Below are 19,252 nucleotides of genomic sequence, written 5' to 3' on the forward strand. Positions count from 1 at the left end.
ACGTCACGCTGCGAATCACCTGTGGCCGCGCCGGGTCGCTTGCCCGCAGGCGCCTGCCTGGGGGTCAGCGATCGAGCGAAGCGTCCTCCACCATCCATCGTACAAGCTCACCGAACGAATGGCCCGCATGGGCAGCCAGTTCGGGCACAAGCGACGTCTCGGTCATTCCGGGCTGGGTGTTCACTTCCAGACAGACCAGACCGGATTCGTCCCCGGTCCGATCGTCGTATCGGAAGTCCGACCTGCTGATGCCCCGACAGCCGAGCGCGCCATGCGCCTTAACCGCTAACATCCGCACCTTTTGGTAAACATTCGGTAAAATTCGGGCCGGAAGAATGTGAACAGAACCGCCCGGGGCGTATTTTGCCTCGTAATCATAGAACCTTACGGCGGACTGGATTTCGATGACGTCGAGCGCCTCTCCGCCCATGACGGCGCAGGTAAGCTCCAGTCCGGGGATGTAACGTTCGGCCAGAAGCAGGTCGCCATGCGTCCAATCGGGGCGATGCAGCTCCTGCGGCGGGTGTTCCTGATCCTCGCGGACGATGAACACGCCGACCGACGATCCTTCCGAGACGGGCTTGAGCACATAGGGGCGCGGCAGCACATGCTCGCGCGCCGCTTCCGCGCGCGTCACCACGCGCCCCTCGGGCACGGGCACTCCATGCGCGGCGAGGATGATCTTGGCCTGCGCCTTGTCCATCGCCAGCGCCGAAGCCAGCACGCCGGAATGGGTGTAGGGGATGCGCAGGATCTCGAGGATGCCCTGGATGGTGCCGTCCTCGCCGGGCCGTCCGTGCAGGGCGTTGAGCGCCACATCCGGCCGGAGCCGCGTCAGCACCTCGGCAATGTCGTGCCCGACATCAACACGCGAGACGCGGTAGCCGACGCTCTCGGCCGCCCTGGCGCAGGCCTCCCCCGAGCGCAGCGACACGTCGCGCTCCGCCGACCAGCCGCCCATGAGGACGGCGACATGCTTGGACATGGTCTTCTCCTGGCGCCCGGCCGGGCGCCTCTGTTCAGGCCGGAATGCCGATCCGCTTGATCTCCCATTCCAGCTCGACGCCGGAATGGGCCTTCACGCGGCGGCGCACTTCCTCTCCCAGCCCTTCGATATCGGCAGCGGTGGCGCCGCCGGTGTTGATCAGGAAGTTGCAGTGCATAGGTGACATCTGGGCGCCGCCCAGCGTCAGTCCGCGGCAACCCGCGGCATCGATGAGCTGCCAGGCCTTGTGGCCGGGCGGGTTCTTGAAGGTGGAACCGCCCGTCTTCTCGCGGATCGGCTGGGAGGCCTCCCGCGCCTGGGTGATTCGGTCCATCTCCTCGAGGATCGCCGCCGTCTCGCCGGGCCGGCCCTGATAGAGGGCGCTGGTGAAGATCACGTCCGCCGGTGCGCCGGAATGGCGATAGGTGAAGCCGAAATCGGCATTGGCGAACACCCGGATGTTGCCGGCGCGGTCGACGCCACGGGCCTCGACGAGCGCGTCCTTCGTCTCGCCGCCGTGCGCACCGGCGTTCATGCGCAGCGCGCCGCCAATGCCGCCGGGGATGCCGCGGTAGAAGGCAAGCCCCTCGATTCCGGCATCCGCCGCCGCCCGGGCCAGCTTCACGTCCGGCACCGCCGTGCCGACGCGCAGGCGATGGCCTTCCTCGACCTTGATCTCGTTGAAGCCGCGCCCGAGCCGGATCACCACGCCCGGCACGCCGCCTTCGCGGACGATGAGGTTCGAGCCGAGGCCGACCACCATCACCGGGATGTCCGCCGGCAGATGCCGGAGGAAATAGGCGAGGTCGCCCTCGTCCGCCGGGGTGAAGAGAACCTGCGCCGGACCGCCGACCCGGAACCAGGTGAGATCGGCCAGCGGCTGGTTGGCGATCATCCGCCCGCGCAGTTCCGGCATGCGGGCGGACAGCTCGCCGGTGATGTCGGGGAAGCTCACGCCGCCGGCTCCTTGGCCAGTTGCTCGGGCAGGGCATAGGCCCACTGGGTGATGTTGCCGGCGCCGAGGCAGATCACATAATCCTCCGGCCGGGCGAGCCCCTTCACGATGCCGGCAAGCGCATCCGCCCCCGGCAGCGCGATCACCGAACGGTGGCCGCGCGCGCGCAGCGCCTCGACCAGATGATCGCGGTCGATGCCGGGAATCGGCGCTTCGCCGGCGGGATAGACGTCGGCGACGATCACATGATCGGCGTCGTTGAAGCAGGTCGAGAACTGGTCGAACAGGGATTGCAGGCGCGTGTAGCGATGCGGCTGCACGATCGCGATCACCTGCCCTTCCGTCGAGGCCCGCGCGGCGCGCAGGACGGCGGCGATCTCCACCGGGTGATGGCCGTAATCGTCGAAGATGGTGACGCCGTTGACCTCTCCCGTACGAGTGAACCGGCGCTTCACGCCGCCGAAGCCGGCCAGCGCGGTGCGGATCTGCTCGTCGGTCGCGCCGAGCTCGTGCGCCACCGCGATGGCGGCCGTGGCGTTCAGGGCGTTGTGGCGGCCCGGCATGGGCAGCACGAGATTGCGCAACTCGTGCACGAGGTCGCCGTTGCGGTCGCGGAACAGCACGCTGAAGCGCGAGACCCCGCCGCGCAGGTCGAGCTCGATCAGGCGCGCATCCGCCTGCGGATTCTCGCCATAGGTGATGACCCGGCGGTCTTCCACATGACCGACCAGGTCCTGCACCACGGGATGGTCGGTGCACATCACCGCAAAGCCGTAGAAGGGCAGGTTGTCGATGAAGCTGCGGAACGCCGCCTGCACCGCCTCGAAGGTCTTGAAGTGGTCGAGATGCTCGGGATCGATGTTGGTGACGACGGCGACCTCGACCGGCAGCTTGAGGAAGGTGCCGTCGCTCTCGTCGGCCTCCACCACCATCCATTCGCCGTCGCCGAGGCGCGCATTGGTGCCGTAGGCGTTGATGATGCCGCCATTGATGACGGTCGGATCGAAACCGCCGGCATCGAGCAGCGTCGCCACCAGCGAGGTGGTGGTGGTCTTGCCGTGGGTACCGGCGATGGCGACGCAGCTCTTCAGCCGCATCAGCTCGGCCAGCATCTCGGCGCGGCGCACCACCGGCAGGCGCTTGGCGCGGGCGGCGACCAGCTCGGGATTGTCGCGCTTGATGGCGGAGGAAACGACCAGAACCTCTGCGCCCTCGATATTCTCGGCCGCGTGGCCGACCTTCACCTTGATGCCCTTCTCGACGAGGCGCTTCACATTCGCGCTCTCGGAGACGTCGGAACCCTGCACCGTGTAGCCGAGATTGTGCAGCACCTCGGCGATGCCGCTCATGCCGATGCCGCCGATGCCGACGAAATGGATGGGACCAAGGGAGAGCGGGAGTTTCATCGATTCTTCCTTCCGCCTGCGCGCGGGAGAGGCGCCGGCACAACTTCCGGGCGCGCAGGAATAAACGAGGCGGCCCGGCGCGTCACCCGGCTTGTGGCGCGTTCGCTAGGCATCGATTTTGGCAATTGTGACGACGAGCTCGGCCAGCCGTTCGGCGGCGTCGGCGCGGCCCATGCGGCGCGCATCCGCCGCCATGCTCGCGAGGTGGCCCGGATCGGCGGCGAGGCGCGTCACCAGCTCGGCGAAGCTGTCGGGGGTGAAATGGCTCTGCGGCATCAGCACCGCCCCGCCCCCATTGGCCAGCGCAGTGGCGTTGGCGAGTTGATCCTGATCGAGCGCGCCGGGCAGCGGCACGAGGACGGAGGGGCGTCCAATGACGCCCAGCTCCGCCACCGTCATGGCGCCGGAACGGGCGATGACCAGATGTGCGTGGGCCATGCGCGCCGGCAGATCGCCGAAGAAGGGGGCCAGCTCGGCCCTGACGCCGAGCCGGGCATAGGTTGCCCGTACCGCCTCGATGTCCTCCTCGCGCGCCTGCTGGACGATGTTCAGCCGGGCCCGCAGGGCCGGATCGAGCCTCTCGACGCCCGGCGGCACGATCTCGCTCATCACCCGCGCGCCCTGGCTGCCGCCGAACACCAGAAGGTCGATCGGGCCGTCCGGTGCCGGCGCCGCGAAGGGAATGCCGGCCGCCTCGATCACCGCCGGACGGACGGGGTTGCCGGTGTGGTGCGCCTTGGCGGCGAGGGCCGGATCGGCGGCGCAGATGTCGGGATAGCCGGTGGCGATGGCGGTGACGCGCGGTGCGAGCAGGGAATTGGCACGCCCCATCACCGCGTTGGCTTCGTGAATCAGTGTCGGGAAGCCGGCGAAGCGCGCGGCGAGGATCGGCGGCAGGGTCGGATAGCCGCCGAAGCCGACCACGGCGGCGGGCTTCAGCGACCGCATCAGCCGGTAGCCCTTGAGGAAGCCGGCGCCGAGGGTGAGCGCGGTGCGCGCCAGCGCGAGCGGCGAGCGCCCGCGCACCGTCTCCGCCGGCAGGACATGCAGGCGCCGGGCGGGAAAGTCTCCGGCATAGCGGGCGGCACGGGCATCGGTGGCCAGATCGACGTCGATGCCGCGCCGCGCCAGCACGCCGGCCAGTGCCTCGGCCGGAAAGAGATGGCCGCCGGTACCTCCGGCGGCCAGGACGACGAGCGGCTTCGCGTTCGGGCCCTTGCCGTTCACACTCATGACGCCCTCACGCCGGATGGGGAACCGGAGCGCCGAGGCGCGTGCCGAGCCGCTCCAGCTCGGCGAGCGTCGCGGTGCGGGGGCGGCGGCGCGTCAATGCCAGCAGCATGCCCATGCCATAGGCCAGCGACAGCAGCGAGGAGCCACCATAGGACACGAAAGGCAGCGTCATGCCCTTGGCCGGCATCATGTGCAGGTTCACCATCATGTTGATGCAGGACTGGAGCCCGAACAGGATAGCGAGGCCGGCCGTCGCGAAGCGCACGAAGGGGTCCTCGTCATTCATCGCCCGCGAGAGCGCCCGCAGCACGATGAAGGCGAACAGGCCGGCGATCATCATGCACAGCACGGCGCCGAACTCCTCGCCCGCCACGGCGAAGATGAAGTCGGTGTGGCCGTCCGGCAGAAGCTTCTTGAAGCTGCCCTCGCCCGGCCCCTGCCCCAGCCAGCCACCATTGAGGAAGCTGCTGATCGACAGGTCGATCTGGTAGGTGTCGCCCGAATCCGGGTTGAGGAAGCGGTCGATGCGCTGGGTGACGTGCGGCACCATGGTGTAGGCGATGAACAGGCCCGTCGCGCCGACACCGGCAAGGCCGATCACCCAGATGATACGCAGGCCGGCAAGGAAGAACAGGCTGCCCCACACCAGCGAGACCAGCATGGTCTGGCCGAAGTCCGGCTGCATGACCAGTGGCGTCACCACCATGCCCAGCAGGCCGATGGCGAGGATCTGGCCCGGCATCTCCGGCCGCCGCACGCTCTCGGAGAACAGCCAGGCGGCGATGATGACGAAGCTGGGCTTGAGGAATTCCGACGGCTGCACGGTGATGCCGGCGACGGTGAGCCAGCGCCGCGCGCCCTTCACCTCCGGCCCGACGACGAGCGTGGCACAGACGAGGGCGAGGAAGAGGAAGAACAGCACCAGCGCGATGCGCCGGATGTTGCGCGGCGACAGGAAGGACGTGCCGATGAGCACGATCAGCGCCGGCACCAGGAACATCACCTGACGGTTCACGAAATGGAACGGGTCGGCAATGCCGAGCCGGGCCGCCACCGGCGGGCTGGCGGCGAGCGCCAGGACGATGCCGATGATCATCAACGCGGCGAGAGCCCCGAGGAGCAGCCGGTCGATGGTCCACCACCACTCGCCGACTACCGTCCTTTCGGCACGCGAAATCATGTACGCCACTCCGGGAAACACACGGCCGGAGTATCGGACGATTAAGGTTGACGGGCGCTTAATGCGCATCCGCCTCCTCAGCCCGCCGGCAAGGCGTTCACGAGATCGCGGAAGGCGTCGCCGCGCACCTCGAAATTGCGGAACTGGTCGAAGCTGGCGCAGGCCGGCGAGAGCAGCACCACCGGATGGGCGAGGCCGGAAGCGGCCGCATCGCGCGCCGCGCTCGCCACCGCGGCATCGAGGGTGCCGCTCATCTCATGGGGCATCGCGTCCCCCAGCGTGGCGGCGAAATCCTCGGCGGCGACGCCGATGAGATAGGCCTTGCGCACGCGCGGGAAGTACGGCTTCAGCGGCACGATGCCGCCCTCCTTCGGCTTGCCGCCGGCGATCCAGAAGATGTCGTCGAAGGAGGTGAGCGCCCGCTCGGCGGCGTCGGCGTTGGTGGCCTTGGAATCGTTGACGAACAGCACGTCGCCGATGGTGCGCACCTGCTCCATCCGGTGGGCGAGGCCGGGGAAGCTGCGAATGCCGGCGGCGATCACCTCCGGCGCGAGGCCGAGCGCGCGGGCGGCGGCGAAGGCGGCCGCCGCGTTCTGGGCATTGTGCGCGCCGCGCAGCGAGCCGATCCCGGCCAGCGGCAGGGTGAAGACCGTCGCGCCCTTCTCGGCCACCACGAGCGTGTCGCCATCGAGCCAGATGCCGTCGTCGAGCTTCTCGCGCACCGAGAGACGCACGACATGCTTGCCCGCGGCTTCCGCGCGGTCGGCGATGGCGCGCGACCAGTCGTCGTCGACGCCGATCACCGCCGTGCCGCCGGCCTCGACCCCGGCGACGAGGCGTTCCTTGACCTCGGCGTAGTGCTCCATCGTGCCGTGCCGGTCGATGTGGTCGGGCGACAGGTTGAGCAGGATGCCGACCGACGGATCGAGGCCCGGGGCGAGGTCGACCTGATAGGAGGAGCACTCGATCACATAGACGCGGCCGGGCTTGGGCGGCTCCAGCCCGAGAATGGCCGGGCCGAAATTGCCGCCGATCTGCACGTCGCGCCCGCCGACCTTCATCAGATGGGCCAGCAGCGCGGTGGTGGTCGACTTGCCATTGGTGCCGGTGATGGCGGCCAGCGGCGGACGGCGGGTGGCGAGCCGGCGTTCGCGGCAGAACAGCTCGATGTCGCCGATCACCTCGACGCCCGCGCCCCGCGCCAGCCCCACGCTCCAGTGCGGCTCGGGATGGGTGAGCGGCACGCCGGGGGCCAGCACCAGCGCGGCGATATCGCTCCAGTCGAGCGCGCGCAGATCGCCCGTCGGGATGCCCTCCTCCGCCGCCTTGGCGACCGAGGCCGGGGAATCGTCCCACGCCGTCACCCGCGCTCCCCCGGCGATCAGCGCGCGGGCGGTGGCGAGGCCGGAGCCGCCGAGGCCGAACAGAGCGACCGGGCGGTCTTTCAGGGACGTGACGGGGATCATGGTGCGCAAAGACCTCGAATGGGCGGCCCGATGCGGGCACATCTGGCTAGCGCATTTCCGGGGCCGATGAAATGATCCGGGCGTCGCCCCACGCATGAGAATTCGCCATGGCCGCGCCTGCCCTTCTTCCCCTCGGATCGACGATGCGGGTGCTGCGCCCCTACCCGAACATCTACGCCTTCTATGACGGGCGGATCGAGGGCGCGCGGGCCCACGCGGCGGGGCCGAACTGGCTCGACGACGGCGCCTATGCGCTGGGCGTCTGCGTCTATGCCGTGATCGATGGTGAGGAGGCAATCCTCTACGACACCCACATCTCGCTCACCCATGCGCGGATGATGCGCGCGACGCTGGAGGCAGCGGGCGTGCGCTCGATCCGCGTGGTGCTCAGCCACTGGCACGACGACCATGTGGCCGGCAACGAGGTGTTCGCCGATTGCGAGATCATCGCGCTCGACCGCACCGAGCAGGCGCTCGCCGCCAATCGCGTGGCGCTGGAGAACGCCGACCCGCCGATCCACCCGCTGGTCATGCCGAACCGCGTCATCACCGGGCCGACGGAGCTGAAGGTCGGCCGGCTGCGCGTCGAGCTGCGGCCGGCGGAGATTCACAGCAGTGACGGGCTGATCCTGCTGCTGCCGGACCTCGGCCTCATGCTCGCCGGCGACACGCTCGAGGACACCGTCACCTATGTCGGCGAGCCCGACCGGCTCGGGGTGCACATCGAGGAGCTGAAGCGCATCCGGGAATGGGGGTACCAGCGCATCCTGCCCAATCATGGCGCGCCGGACATCATCGCCGGCGGCGGCTACGGGCCGGAATTCATCGACGCGACGATCCGCTACCTGAAGAAGCTGCTCCACACGCGCATCGACATGGCACTGGCCGATCAGGACCTCTCCACCTTCGTCGCCGAGGATCTCGCAGCCGGCGCGATCCATTACTTCGCGCCCTACGAGGCGGTGCACGCCAACAACGTGAAGCAGGTGCTGGCGCTGTAGCGCGCCCTCACCGCAGCTTCAGCGTCGACAGCCCGATCAGCGCCAGCACCACGGCGATGATCCAGAAGCGGATGACGATCTGCGGCTCGGTCCAGCCCTTCTGCTCGAAATGGTGGTGGATCGGCGCCATCTTGAAGACGCGCTTGCCGGTGAGCTTGAACGAGGCCACCTGCACGATCACCGACACCGCCTCCAGCACGAACAGCCCGCCGATCACCGCCAGCACGATCTCGTGCTTGGTGGCGACCGCGATGGTGCCGAGCAGGCCGCCGAGCGCCAGCGAGCCGGTGTCGCCCATGAAGATCTGCGCCGGCGGGGCGTTGAACCACAGGAAGCCGATGCCCGCCCCGATGAGCGCCCCGCAGATCACCGCCAGCTCGCCGACGCCGGCGACGTAGTGGATCTGCAGATAATCCGCGAACAGCACGTTGCCGGACAGGTAGGAGATCAGCCCGAAGCTCGCCGCCGCCACCATGACCGGCACGATGGCGAGGCCGTCGAGCCCATCCGTCAGGTTCACCGCATTGCCGGCGGCGACGATGACGAAGGCGCCGAAGATCACGAAGAACCAGGAGAGGTCGATCAGCAGGTCCTTGAAGAACGGGAAGGCCAGCGAGGAGGACAGCGGCTCGCGCCCGACATGCATGATGACCACGGCGGCGGTGCCGGCGATCAGCGCCTCGATGGCGAGGCGTGCCTTGCCGGAAAGGCCGTTATGGGTCTGCTTCGTGACCTTCAGATAGTCGTCATAGAAGCCGATCAGCCCGAAGCCGATGGTCACGAACAGCACCACCCAGACATAGGGGTTGGAGAGGTTGCCCCACAGCAGCGTGGCGACCATCAGGCCGGAGAAGATCATCAGCCCGCCCATGGTGGGCGTGCCCTTCTTGGTCAGCAGGTGCGACTGCGGCCCGTCGGTGCGGATCGGCTGCCCCTTGCCCTGCTTCAGCCGCAGCAAGGCGATGATGGCCGGCCCGAACATGAAGACGAAGAGAAGGGCGGTGATGATCGCCCCGCCGGTGCGGAAGGTGATGTAGCGGAACACGTTAACCGCCGGGACGCTTCCCTGGAGTTCGGCAAGCCATTGCAGCATGGGGGATCAACCTTCCGGTAGGCACAGCGGCACGCGCGCGGCGCGCCGCGTGCCCGGATCGGGATTATGGCGGGAAGCGTCGCTCATTCCGGGCTTTCGGCCGGCTCGGCGAGCGCGCCGGCGGGGAAGCGTTCGGCAAGGCCGCGCGCGAGCGGGCCCATGCGGCTGCCGTTCGAACCCTTTACCATCAGCACGTCGCCGCCGCGCAGGCGCTCGGCGACCAGCGGCAGCAGCGCCTGCGCGTCCGGCGCCCAGGCGCCGCGACGGTTCTCCGGCAGCGCCTCCCAGAGCGCGCGCATGAGCGGCCCGGCGCAGAAGACGAGATCGGCCGCGTCGGCAGCGGGAGCGAGGTCGCGGTGCATTGCCTCGCCGGCCGCCCCGAGTTCCAGCATGTCGCCGAGCACGGCGAGCCGCCGCCCGCGCCCGGCCACCGGCGTGGTGCCGAGCACGGCGAGCGCGGCGCGCATGGAGGCGGGATTGGCGTTGTAGGTTTCGTCGATCAGCGTCGCGAGCCCGCCCTTCACGGCGAGCGGCGTGCGCACGCCGCGTCCGGGCGGCGGGCCGAGCGAGGACAGGGCGAGCGCCGCCAACGCGAGATCGGCGCCGGCAAGCTTGGCGGCGGCGAGCACGGCGAGCGCGTTCTGCACGATATGCCGGCCGGGCAGGCCGATCTTGAAGCTGACCGTCTCGCCCATGATGTCAGCCGTGGCGGTCGAGCTCTGCGCCTGAAGCTTCACGCAGACGAGGCGCGCCTGCGCCTCCGCCGCCTCGCCGAAGCCGATGATGTTGGCGATGCCAGCCGCCCGCGCCGCCGCCGCGAGGCGCTCGAAATGCGGGTTGTCGCGGTTGAGCACCGCCGCGCCGCCCGGCTCGACGCCGGTGAAGATTTCCGCCTTGGCGTCGGCGATCGCCTCGACGCTGTCGAACTGGGCGATGTGCACCGGCTCGACGGTGGTGACGACCGCCACGTGCGGACGCACCATCGCGACCAGCGGCGTGATCTCGCCGGGATGGTTCATGCCGAGTTCGAACACGCCATAGGCGCTCGACGCCGGCATGCGGGCGAGCGAGAGCGGCACGCCCCAATGGTTGTTGTAGGACGCCGCCGAGGCATGGGTGGGCCCGTCGGCGCCCAACGCCAGCAGCAGCGCTTCCTTGGTGGTGGTCTTGCCGACCGAGCCGGTGACGCCGACGATCCGCGCCGCGGTCCGCGCCCGCGCCGCGCGGCCGGCGGCCTCCAGCGCCAGCAGCACGTCGTCGACGGCGAGCAGCGCGACGCCCTCCGGCATTTCGGCCGCCCGGGCGCGCTCCACCACGCACAATGCCGCGCCGCGATCGGCTGCCGTGCGGACATAGGCATGGCCGTCGCTGTTCTCGCCGCGAATGGCGAAGAACACGTCGCCCGGCTGCAGCGTGCGGGTGTCGATGGACACGCCGCCGATCGCCCCCGCCGCGCCCGACAGCGTGCCGCCGGTCGCCCCGGCGAGGTCGGTAGGCGTCCAGAGCGGCGAGGAGGCAGCGGCCGTAGCGCCGACCATGGCGATCATCCCCCGAGAAGTTCGACCGCGACGTCGCGGTCCGAGAAAGGCAGCGTCCGGTCGCCGATGATTTGGCCGGTTTCGTGACCCTTGCCGGCAATCAGCACGACATCCCCGCTCCGCGCCATGGCGATGGCAGCACTGATCGCCTCGGCACGATCGCCGATTTCCCGCGCCTCGGGGGCGGCGGCGAGGATCGAGGCGCGGATCGTCGCAGGGTCTTCACTACGCGGATTGTCGTCGGTCACGATGACCACATCCGCCTTCTCGGCGGCGAGCGCGCCCATCAGCGGCCGCTTGCCGCGGTCACGGTCACCGCCGCAGCCGAAGACCGCGATCAGCCGGCCCGACGCGTAGGGCCGCAGCGCGTCGAGCGCGTTGGCGAGCGCATCCGGCTTATGGGCATAGTCGACGAAGACGCCGGCGCCATCCCGAGATCCCGGCTTCACGCCGACCAGCTCCAGCCGGCCGGGCACCCCCTCCAGCGTCTCCAGAACGGTCAGGGCCTCGCGAGCGCCGGCACCGGTGAGCATGGCGAGGCCCGCCGCGACCAGCGCGTTGCAGGCCTGGAAGGCCCCGACAAGCGGCAGCTTCAGTGACAGGCGCGTGCCGTCCGCCTCGATCTCGAGGCGCTGGCCGAGTCCCTCGTCCTGCCGCGACAGCAGCGAGATGCCGGCGCCGGCGATGCCGATGCCGAGCACGTTCAGTTCATGGTCGGCGGCGACCTGCGCGACGTGGCTGCCCTCCGCCGTGTCGACCCATACCGCCGCGCCGCCGCCGCGCGGCACGAGATCCCGGAACAGCCGCATCTTGGCGTCGAGATAGGCTTCCATGGTGGGGTGATAGTCGAGATGGTCGCGCGAGAGATTGGTGAAGGCCCCGGCCTTCAGCCGCACGCCGTCGAGCCGGTGCTGGTCGAGCCCGTGCGAGGACGCCTCCAGGCACAGATGCGTCACGCCCTCCCCGGCGAGCGTGTGCAGCGTGCGGTGCAGCTCGATCGGATCAGGCGTGGTGAGCGACCCGTAGACGGCGCCGGAAGGCGCGACCACGCCGAGCGTGCCGAGGCTCGCGCTGGCATGGCCGAGCTTCTGCCAGATCTGGCGGGTGAAGGTCGCGACCGAGGTCTTGCCGGACGTGCCGGTAACCGCCGCGATGGTCTCGGGCTGGCGCGGGAAGGCACGCGCGGCGGCAAGCGCGACGGCGCGGCGGGCATTGCCGACGCGTACATAGGCGATGGCTGGATCGAGGGAAGCGGGGCGCTCCGTCTCCGCCACCACCGCGACGGCGCCGCGCGCGATGGCGTCCCGCGCGAACGCCATGCCGTCGGCCTTCGCCCCGGCCAGGGCGAAGAACACGTCGCCCGCCCGCGCCTTGCGGCTGTCGAGCACCGGACCGGCGACGGCAAGCGCACGGTCGGCGCCGGCATAGTCCGCGTCATCGCCGATCAGGTCGCCCAGAGTGAGGTTCTGCGGACAGTCGGCGGTGGGTCGTATCGGATCAGGCATGCCCGTCATCCCGCGTCCTTCGACGCCTCCTGCCGGACCGGCCGTAAGGGCGGCCACCTCCGGCTGCATGTTCCGCATAGCCGATTCCAGGGCGGTGACGCACCGGAAATCGGCCTGCGCGCGTTACTGGGCCCGCGCCAGCGTGGTGTTGGCGAGCAGGCTCTCCGCCGGCGGGACGTCGGTGCGCGGCATGATGCCAAGCATGGGGCCGATACGGGAGATGATCTTGCCCGTCGTCGGCGCGGCGTTCCAGCCGGAGGTGGCGAAACCGTAGGTGCCCTCGGCCGCCTGCGGCTCGTCGAGCATCACCAGCACGAGGTATTGGGGGTTGTCCATCGGAAAGACGCCCGTGAAGGTGGTGAGCAGCTTGGTCTTCGAGTAGCGCCCGTTGATCACCTTCTCGGCGGTGCCGGTCTTGCCGCCGGCATAGAAGCCGGGGGCGTTGGCCTTCTTGGCCGAGCCCTTCTCGGCATTGAGGCGCAGGAGATAGCGCATCTTGGCGCTGGTCTCCGGCTTGATGATCGGCTTGGCCAGCGCCCGCGCCTCTTCCGGCGTGCGCTTGAGGAAGGTCGGCGGGATGAGATAGCCGCCGTTCACCAGCGCGTTCACCGCCATCACCGCCTGCAGCGGCGCGACGGCGAGGCCGTGGCCGAAGGCGATGGTCGCGGTGTTCAGCTCGCCCCAGCGCTTGGGCACGATGGGCATCGCGCTCTCGGGCAGCTCGGTGCGCAGCCGCTCCAGCTGGCCGGCCTTGGCGAGGAACGCCTTGTGGGCGTCGACGCCGAGCGCCAGCGCCATCTTCGCCGTGCCGATGTTCGAGGAGTAGAGGAAGACCTCGGGCAGTGTCAGTACGCGGTTCTCGGCGTGGTAGTCGCTGATCTTGAAGCGGCCGAAATGCAGCGCGCCGCGCGCGTCCAGCGTCGAGTTGATGTTGAAGCGGCCGCTGTCCAGCGCCATGGCGAAGGTCAGCGCCTTGAAGGTCGAGCCCATCTCGAACACGCCGGTGGTGAGGCGGTTGAGGTTCTTCGGGTCCAGCGAGCGCGCCGGATCGTTGGCGTCGAAGTCGGGCAGCGACACCATGGCGACGATCTCGCCGGTGCGCACATCCACCACCGTGCCGGCGGCGGCGATGGCCTTGAACTTCTCCTTGGCGGCGTTGAGCTCATCGCGCAGCACGTGCTGCACGCGCAGGTCCATCGCCAGCTCCACCGGCTCCTGCTGGCGGTCCGAGGCGAAGCCGGCGAGGTGCAGCTCGGCGAGGCCGCGCGAATCCACCCACTTCTCGATGCCGGCGATGCCCTGGTTATCGATGTTGGTCGAGCCCATCACATGGGCGCCCAGCGTGCCGCCGGGATAGATGCGGCGGTTCTCGGTCATGAAGCCAATGCCCGGCAGGCCGAGATTGTAGATCTCGCGCTGCTGCTGGGGGGTGATGTCGCGCTTCAGCCAGGCGAAGCCGCGATTGGTGGAAAGCCGCTGGCGCAGCTCGTCGGCGTTCAGGTCGGGAAGGACCGCGGTCAGCGCCTCCACCGCCTCGTCGACGTCGATCAGCCGCTTGGGCTCGCCGAACAGCGAGGACGACTTCACGTCGGTGGCGAGCACCAGCCCGTTGCGGTCGAGCACGTCCGGGCGGGCGGAAGCCACCGCGTCGGAACCGGCGCCGCGCCGCGCCAGCGTTCCCTCGGGCGCGGAGGCGAACATGGCGAGCCGCCCGCCGATGGCGAGATAGACCCCGGCGAACACCAGCATGCACAAGAGAAGGCGCGCCCGCGCCACCGCATGGGCTTCCGGCCGCTCCCGCCCGAAGGCGGCGCGCACCACGCCGATGAACGCCCGCAGGAGCGTCAGCGGCAGGCGCGCGAGCCGGGCCGGCAGCGCGGCGAGCATGGTCTTCAGGCGGGACGAGAGGGACGCGAGCAACGCGGACATGGCGGCGACTCCGGGACTACTGGCCGACCGCCGCAGGCGGCAGCAACGGACTTTCCGCCGCAGGATTGAGCGGCGCACCGATAACCCCCTGCGGGCCCACGAGGCTGGGACGCTGGGGCGCCATGCTGCCGGCCGGCGGCATGGCGGAGAGCGGCAGGGTATCCTCCGAGAACGGCCCTTCCGGCAGCGGCGCGTCGTCCGGAAGGCGGGCCACCGGCGAGGACGGCTTCGACGGCTTGGCAGCCGGCTTGGCCGCGGAGGGCGCCGGCTCCGGCGAGGGCCCGTCGACCAGCGCCTCGATCATGCCGCCGAGCGCGTCGCCGTTGGGCGCGGGCTTGGACGGCAGGCTGGCGAGCCGGTCCATGTGTTCGACATCGAGCGGCTGCATATCGAGATGCTTCTTGGCGAGGGCCTGGATGCGGTCCGGCGCGGTCCGGCGCGCCCACTCGGCGTGCAGCAGCGCGATGCGGTCGCGCTCGGCGCGGATCTCGGTACGAAGCTGCGCGATCTCCTGCGCCTCGAAAGCCGAGGAATATTTGACGTGGTAGACGGCGCCCGCCGCAGCGAGAAGCGCGATGACCGAGACGGCATTGAGTACGCGGAACATGTCTCGACCTCAGCGACGGCGATGGGTGTCCAGAACCGGGAGCGGCGGCAGCAACGACGACAGGTCGCCGGACGCATGGGCGGGAGCGCCGGTGCGTTCGGCGGCACGAAGCTTGGCGGAGCGGGCGCGCGGGTTGCGGGCGAGTTCCCCCTCGCCCGGCTCCACCGCGCCACGCGCCACCAGCGTGAAGCTGGGCGCCGCGCCCTGCACCGCCGGCATGTGGCGCGAGCCGGTCGCGACCTTCGCCCGGTTGGCGAGGAAATTCTTCACGATGCGGTCTTCCAGCGAATGGAAGGTGACGACCACCAGCCGCCCGCCCGGCCGCAGGATGCGCTCGGCGCCCTCGAGCGCCCGGGCGAGTTCGCCCAGCTCGTCGTTCACCGCGATGCGCAGCGCCTGGAAGGTGCGGGTGGCCGGATGGGGCTCATGCGGCTTGGCGCGCACCACCTTGGCCACGATGTCGGCGAGCTGCAGCGTGCGCTCGATGGGCTCCCGGCCGCGCGCCTCAACGATGGCCCGCGCGACCGCCCGCGAACGGCGCTCCTCGCCGAAACGGTAGATGACGTTGGCGAGATCGGTCTCGGAGAGCTTCGCCACCAGATCGGCGGCCGAGGGCCCCTCGCTCGACATGCGCATGTCGAGCGGCCCGTCGCGGCGGAAGGAGAAGCCGCGCTCGCCCTCGTCGATCTGCATGGAGGACACGCCGATGTCGAGCACCACGCCATCCACCAGCGGCTCGCCGGCGGCCGTGGCCACCTCGGCGAGTTCGCTGAAACGCTCATGGACGAGGGAGAGGCGCCCGCCGCTTTCCTCGACCAGCGCCTGCCCGTCGCGAATGGCGTTCGGGTCGCGATCGATGGCGATCACCCGGCAGGCCGCTGCGCCGAGAATGGCGCGCGTGTAGCCGCCGGCGCCGAAGGTGCCGTCCACATAGACGCCGCCGTCGCGCGGGGCGAGATGTTCGAGAACTTCGTCGAGCAGGACAGGCAGATGGCGGGCCGGTCCGCCGGCAGCGTCCGTCTCCGAACCGCCGCGACCCGCCATCATGCCCCATCGGCGCGGGAATCCCGCGTCGCCCCCTGAGAGCCGATCTGCTGCTTCAGCGCGCGCACCTGCGCCGTGGCCTCCGCGAGATGCGCCCGGAAGCGTTGTGGCTCCCAGATCCGAAAACTGTCGCCGAGGCCGACCAAAACCGCCTCGTCCCTGATATGCGCGTGCGTCTTCAAACCCTCGCTCAGCACGACGCGGCCCTCCGGATCGAGTTTCAGCATCTCGATCGCCCCGTAGAGTGCGCCGGCCAGTTCCTCGCGCGCCTCCGAATAGGGCGGATAGCGCTCGATCAAGGCGTCGATCCCCGCCATCAGCCGCGTCCCGCCCGCCTGAAGCGCCGGCAGGTCGAGCGCCGGATGGCAGTAGAGATGTTCCAGCCCGTCCCGCGCGAGAAGCGCGCGATACGGCGCCGGGATCGACATCCGGCCCTTGGAATCGAGCCGCATCGCATAGGTCGATACGAAACGTTCCATCAGCCCGGCACGCCCCTACGCAAACACGCCCCGTTGCACGCCCCGCTACAGGCTTTCCGGAGACCAAGCACAGCCCGTCGACGGACGCGGCAAACGCGCCATCGGCTTCGCTGACTCGGTACTGCAACGGGATGACTTGGGATAGCATGGGATACATTGGGCGTCAATGGAACGGCTGCGACTTCAACACCGCGCCGCCGGTTGCGACACGGTGATTCCGCCACGGCCGGCGATTGGCCATTAACGCCCCATGAACCTTAAGAATCGGTTGAATCCGGCACCGGCCGGGCGTAGCTGCGAACCATGACAGAGTCGCCGACCGACAATCCGCCCGCCCCGCCCTTCGCGCCGGACTCGCCTCTGGTGGCGCAGGTGCTGCCCTCGCCGAACCATGGCGAGCGCCTCGGCGTGGCCGGCCCGGACATGCTGCTGCTGCACTACACCGGCATGGAATCGACCGACCAGGCGGTAGAGTGGCTGCGCTCGCCGGAGCGGCAGGTCTCCGCGCACTATGTCGTATTCGAGGACGGACGCATCGCCCAGCTCGTGCCCGAGGCGCGCCGGGCCTGGCATGCCGGCGCCGCGCACTGGGCCGGCGCCACCGACATCAATTCGCATTCCATCGGCATCGAGATCGCCAATCCCGGCCACGACTTCGGCTATCCGCCCTTCCCGGCGATCCAGATCGAGGCGGTGACGGCGTTGTGCAAGGACATCCTGACACGCCATTCCATCTCTCCCGACCGTGTGCTCGCCCATTCGGACGTCGCGCCGATGCGCAAGGAAGACCCCGGCGAGAAATTCCCCTGGGAGGTGCTGCACCGCTTCGGCGTCGGCCATCTGGTGGAGGAGGCCCCGCCGAGCGACGGGCGCTACTTCATGCGCGGCGAGCATGGCCAGCCCATCGAGGCGCTGCAGGCCATGCTCGCCTTCTACGGCTATGGCGTGCCCGTCACCGGCACCTATTGCGAGGAAACGGAGGCGGCGGTGCGCGCCTTCCAGCGTCATTTCCGCCGCGCACGGGTGGACGGTATCGCGGACGTCTCGACGCTGGCGACGCTCTATGCCCTGTGCGCCTCGCGTCCGGGCACGGCGGAACCCGAGCCGGCAGAGCCGCCGAATATCGCCTGAAATATGCGCACGCACATAATGACGGCAGCGCACGACAGGATCGTGCGCATTGGCATTTGCACGCGCAAGTATCGTTCATGAACGTTGCGGTTGCGCCACAGCCAGAGGTATAGGTTACCGAAAAACACCAACCGATGCAGGGATTGCAACAATCCTGAAATCGTATCGGCCTCATTCGAGACAGATTCGAGCTGATTTTTCCCGGCCGTCGCAGTCAGACGAAAAGGCCATCGGCTCGTAATGAATGTTTCTCGCGTAATCAGTGCTTCGCTTGTCGTCGCCGTCTTTGCCGCCTCCGGCACGAACATCGCCAGTGCCAAGTCGATCTTCACCAAATCATCCGAAGTCGATGTTCCTTCCACCTCGAACAACCTTGCCTCCCTTGTAGATCGTGAGGCCCGCGCCAATGGCGTACCGGTGGCCCTTGCCCGCGCGGTGGTGCGTATCGAGAGCAACTGGAACACGAGGCTCACCGGCCGCGCCGGCGAGGTCGGCCTCATGCAGATCAAGCACCAGACCGCGAAGGGCATGGGCTATTCCGGCAGCCGCGCCGCGCTTTACGAGCCGGCCACCAACATCCGCTGGGGCATGCGTTATCTCGCCGGCGCCTATCGCCTCGCCGCCGGCGACACCTGCGGCACCGTCATGCGCTATCAGGGCGGCCACAGCGCCAAGCGCATGTCCTCGGCCGCGCGGGTCTATTGCAGCAAGGCCCGCACCATCATGGCCTCCAACTGACGCTGGTCATCGTCTTGCGCGCGGCGGGGGCTCACTGGTTTCGCGTCGCCCCCGCCCGTGCGCTCCCTCCCCGGCCGGCATCTTCGGACTTGACGCCGGAGCCGCTCTCCCTCATGTGCTGAACCTGCCAGCCGGCCGGACGGCCGCGTCATCCCCAGGGATGCCGAGGAAAGTCCGGGCTCCACGGAGACACGGTGCCGGATAACGTCCGGCGGGGGCGACCCCAGGGAAAGTGCCACAGAAATCAGACCGCCGCGGGTTCGCCCGCGGTAAGGGTGAAACGGTGCGGTAAGAGCGCACCGCGCGTCCGGCAACGGAAGCGGCACGGCAAACCCCACCGGGAGCAAAGTCGTATAGGGGTGGCACGAAGCTTCGCTTCAGGTCCCGTCTTCGGACAGCCGCCCGGGTTGACTGCTCGAGGCGCCAGGCAACTGGCGTCCCAGAGGAATGGCCGTCACGCGGGAGCAATCCCGCCTTACAGAACCCGGCTTACAGGCCGGCTGGCACTCTTCTTCCTGCCGTCGCCGCGCGGACATGTTTCCACGGCCTGCCCGCCCCGGGCCGGTACGATGCCGGCATGGCGCCGACACGGGCGCTTTGCTACTCCTTCGCTCCCCGCCAGCCGAAGGAGCCCGCCATGCCGATCCGCATCATCCTCGCCGGCGCCACCGGATGGGTCGGCCGCGCCCTCGTGCCGGCGCTCGCCGCGGCGCCCGATCTCGAGCTCGTCGCCGGCGTCGCCCGCAGCCATGCCGGCAAGGATCTGGGCATCGCGCTCGGCGACGCCCCGTCCGGCGTGCCGGTCTTCGCCAGCGTCGAGGAGGCGCTCGCCGTCCCCGCCGATGTGCTGATCGACTACACCAAGCCCGGCGTGGTGAAGGCCAACGCGCTCGCCGCCCTGAAGGCCGGCCTCGGCGTCGTCATCGGCACCTCCGGCCTCGGGGCCGCCGACTATGCCGAGC

General features: G+C 69.4%; 17 protein-coding genes and 1 other RNA gene (1 of these 18 running past the window's edge). 5 read left to right on the forward strand and 13 right to left on the reverse strand.

Annotated elements, in window-relative coordinates; genetic code table 11:
- Positions 1-64: 64 nt before the first annotated feature.
- The 6 genes from STARVERO_RS15820 to murD form a co-directional block, all read right to left on the reverse strand.
- Entirely contained in the window at positions 65-985 is a 921-nt protein-coding gene (locus STARVERO_RS15820) for a D-alanine--D-alanine ligase (protein ID WP_159599952.1), read from the reverse strand.
- Between the two features lie 34 nt (positions 986-1,019).
- Positions 1,020-1,940 (reverse strand): UDP-N-acetylmuramate dehydrogenase, encoded by a 921-nt coding sequence (murB, locus tag STARVERO_RS15825; RefSeq protein ID WP_159599954.1) that lies wholly within the window; start codon positions 1,938-1,940, stop codon positions 1,020-1,022.
- Complete coding sequence (gene murC / locus STARVERO_RS15830; protein WP_159599956.1) at positions 1,937-3,346, reverse strand: UDP-N-acetylmuramate--L-alanine ligase; 1,410 nt, start codon at positions 3,344-3,346, stop codon at positions 1,937-1,939. Before murC ends, murB begins: the two co-directional genes overlap by 4 nt.
- Positions 3,347-3,451: 105 nt before the next feature.
- Entirely contained in the window at positions 3,452-4,579 is a 1,128-nt protein-coding gene (gene murG, locus STARVERO_RS15835; RefSeq protein ID WP_159599958.1) for an undecaprenyldiphospho-muramoylpentapeptide beta-N-acetylglucosaminyltransferase, read from the reverse strand.
- Positions 4,580-4,586: 7 nt separating this feature from the next.
- Positions 4,587-5,759: a putative lipid II flippase FtsW gene (ftsW, locus tag STARVERO_RS15840; RefSeq protein ID WP_159599960.1), complete on the reverse strand. Its 1,173-nt coding sequence runs from the start codon at positions 5,757-5,759 to the stop codon at positions 4,587-4,589.
- A 77-nt stretch (positions 5,760-5,836) separates the two neighbouring features.
- Positions 5,837-7,225: a UDP-N-acetylmuramoyl-L-alanine--D-glutamate ligase gene (gene murD, locus STARVERO_RS15845; RefSeq protein ID WP_159599962.1), complete on the reverse strand. Its 1,389-nt coding sequence runs from the start codon at positions 7,223-7,225 to the stop codon at positions 5,837-5,839.
- A 107-nt stretch (positions 7,226-7,332) separates the two neighbouring features.
- Here murD and STARVERO_RS15850 point away from each other — a divergent pair, with 107 nt between their 5' ends.
- A complete protein-coding gene (locus tag STARVERO_RS15850) occupies positions 7,333-8,226 on the forward strand; it encodes an MBL fold metallo-hydrolase (protein ID WP_159599964.1) in 894 nt (297 codons plus the stop codon).
- A gap of 7 nt (positions 8,227-8,233) precedes the next feature.
- Here the strand turns inward: STARVERO_RS15850 and mraY are convergent, their stop codons facing one another.
- The 7 genes from mraY to STARVERO_RS15885 all read right to left on the reverse strand — a co-directional run bounded on the left by mraY (position 8,234) and on the right by STARVERO_RS15885 (position 16,421).
- Positions 8,234-9,319, reverse strand: a complete 1,086-nt coding sequence (gene mraY / locus STARVERO_RS15855) for a phospho-N-acetylmuramoyl-pentapeptide-transferase (RefSeq protein ID WP_144344097.1) — start codon at positions 9,317-9,319, stop codon at positions 8,234-8,236.
- A gap of 83 nt (positions 9,320-9,402) precedes the next feature.
- On the reverse strand, positions 9,403-10,857 hold the full coding sequence (locus STARVERO_RS15860; RefSeq protein WP_159599966.1) for a UDP-N-acetylmuramoylalanyl-D-glutamyl-2,6-diaminopimelate--D-alanyl-D-alanine ligase: 1,455 nt from the start codon (positions 10,855-10,857) through the stop codon (positions 9,403-9,405).
- Positions 10,858-10,862: 5 nt separating this feature from the next.
- Positions 10,863-12,362 carry a UDP-N-acetylmuramoyl-L-alanyl-D-glutamate--2,6-diaminopimelate ligase gene (locus tag STARVERO_RS15865; RefSeq protein WP_200837836.1) on the reverse strand — a complete coding sequence of 500 codons (1,500 nt, stop codon included), beginning with the start codon at positions 12,360-12,362 and terminating at the stop codon, positions 10,863-10,865.
- Between the two features lie 123 nt (positions 12,363-12,485).
- A complete protein-coding gene (locus STARVERO_RS15870) occupies positions 12,486-14,291 on the reverse strand; it encodes a peptidoglycan D,D-transpeptidase FtsI family protein (RefSeq protein ID WP_144344095.1) in 1,806 nt (601 codons plus the stop codon).
- 16 nt (positions 14,292-14,307) lie between these two features.
- Entirely contained in the window at positions 14,308-14,898 is a 591-nt protein-coding gene (gene ftsL / locus STARVERO_RS15875) for a cell division protein FtsL (protein WP_159599968.1), read from the reverse strand.
- A gap of 9 nt (positions 14,899-14,907) precedes the next feature.
- Positions 14,908-15,945 carry a 16S rRNA (cytosine(1402)-N(4))-methyltransferase RsmH gene (rsmH, locus tag STARVERO_RS15880; protein WP_200837838.1) on the reverse strand — a complete coding sequence of 346 codons (1,038 nt, stop codon included), beginning with the start codon at positions 15,943-15,945 and terminating at the stop codon, positions 14,908-14,910.
- The gene (locus STARVERO_RS15885) at positions 15,942-16,421 is read right to left on the reverse strand and encodes a division/cell wall cluster transcriptional repressor MraZ (RefSeq protein WP_159599970.1); all 480 of its coding nucleotides are present in this window, start codon (positions 16,419-16,421) and stop codon (positions 15,942-15,944) included. Before STARVERO_RS15885 ends, rsmH begins: the two co-directional genes overlap by 4 nt.
- Before the next feature lie 303 nt (positions 16,422-16,724).
- Between STARVERO_RS15885 and STARVERO_RS15890 the strand changes: the two genes are divergently transcribed.
- From STARVERO_RS15890 to dapB, 4 genes are all read left to right on the forward strand, one after another.
- Complete coding sequence (locus STARVERO_RS15890) at positions 16,725-17,552, forward strand: N-acetylmuramoyl-L-alanine amidase (protein ID WP_159599972.1); 828 nt, start codon at positions 16,725-16,727, stop codon at positions 17,550-17,552.
- A 240-nt stretch (positions 17,553-17,792) separates the two neighbouring features.
- Positions 17,793-18,290, forward strand: a complete 498-nt coding sequence (locus STARVERO_RS15895) for a lytic transglycosylase domain-containing protein (protein WP_159599974.1) — start codon at positions 17,793-17,795, stop codon at positions 18,288-18,290.
- A 127-nt stretch (positions 18,291-18,417) separates the two neighbouring features.
- An RNA gene (gene rnpB / locus STARVERO_RS15900) (RNase P RNA component class A) lies at positions 18,418-18,798 on the forward strand.
- 129 nt (positions 18,799-18,927) lie between these two features.
- Positions 18,928-19,252: the start of a 4-hydroxy-tetrahydrodipicolinate reductase gene (gene dapB, locus STARVERO_RS15905; protein ID WP_159599976.1), read on the forward strand. Its footprint extends 485 nt past the window's final position; 325 of the gene's 810 nt are visible here — the first part of the coding sequence; the start codon lies at positions 18,928-18,930; the stop codon falls past the right edge of the window.

Source organism: Starkeya nomas, assembly GCF_902703545.1.
GTDB classification, from domain to species: domain Bacteria; phylum Pseudomonadota; class Alphaproteobacteria; order Rhizobiales; family Xanthobacteraceae; genus Ancylobacter; species Ancylobacter moscoviensis.

Coding starts and splice junctions, on each gene's coding strand:
- STARVERO_RS15895 (WP_159599974.1), top strand. CDS start 17,793: ATGAATGTTTCTCGCGTAATCAGTGCTTCGCTTGTCGTCGCCGTCTTT.
- STARVERO_RS15860 (WP_159599966.1), bottom strand. CDS start 10,857: ATGGTCGGCGCTACGGCCGCTGCCTCCTCGCCGCTCTGGACGCCTACC.
- STARVERO_RS15885 (WP_159599970.1), bottom strand. CDS start 16,421: ATGGAACGTTTCGTATCGACCTATGCGATGCGGCTCGATTCCAAGGGC.
- murD (WP_159599962.1), bottom strand. CDS start 7,225: ATGATCCCCGTCACGTCCCTGAAAGACCGCCCGGTCGCTCTGTTCGGC.
- murG (WP_159599958.1), bottom strand. CDS start 4,579: ATGAGTGTGAACGGCAAGGGCCCGAACGCGAAGCCGCTCGTCGTCCTG.
- STARVERO_RS15865 (WP_200837836.1), bottom strand. CDS start 12,362: ATGCCTGATCCGATACGACCCACCGCCGACTGTCCGCAGAACCTCACT.
- mraY (WP_144344097.1), bottom strand. CDS start 9,319: ATGCTGCAATGGCTTGCCGAACTCCAGGGAAGCGTCCCGGCGGTTAAC.
- STARVERO_RS15850 (WP_159599964.1), top strand. CDS start 7,333: ATGGCCGCGCCTGCCCTTCTTCCCCTCGGATCGACGATGCGGGTGCTG.
- rsmH (WP_200837838.1), bottom strand. CDS start 15,945: ATGATGGCGGGTCGCGGCGGTTCGGAGACGGACGCTGCCGGCGGACCG.
- murC (WP_159599956.1), bottom strand. CDS start 3,346: ATGAAACTCCCGCTCTCCCTTGGTCCCATCCATTTCGTCGGCATCGGC.
- STARVERO_RS15870 (WP_144344095.1), bottom strand. CDS start 14,291: ATGTCCGCGTTGCTCGCGTCCCTCTCGTCCCGCCTGAAGACCATGCTC.
- ftsW (WP_159599960.1), bottom strand. CDS start 5,759: ATGATTTCGCGTGCCGAAAGGACGGTAGTCGGCGAGTGGTGGTGGACC.
- STARVERO_RS15820 (WP_159599952.1), bottom strand. CDS start 985: ATGTCCAAGCATGTCGCCGTCCTCATGGGCGGCTGGTCGGCGGAGCGC.
- STARVERO_RS15890 (WP_159599972.1), top strand. CDS start 16,725: ATGACAGAGTCGCCGACCGACAATCCGCCCGCCCCGCCCTTCGCGCCG.
- ftsL (WP_159599968.1), bottom strand. CDS start 14,898: ATGTTCCGCGTACTCAATGCCGTCTCGGTCATCGCGCTTCTCGCTGCG.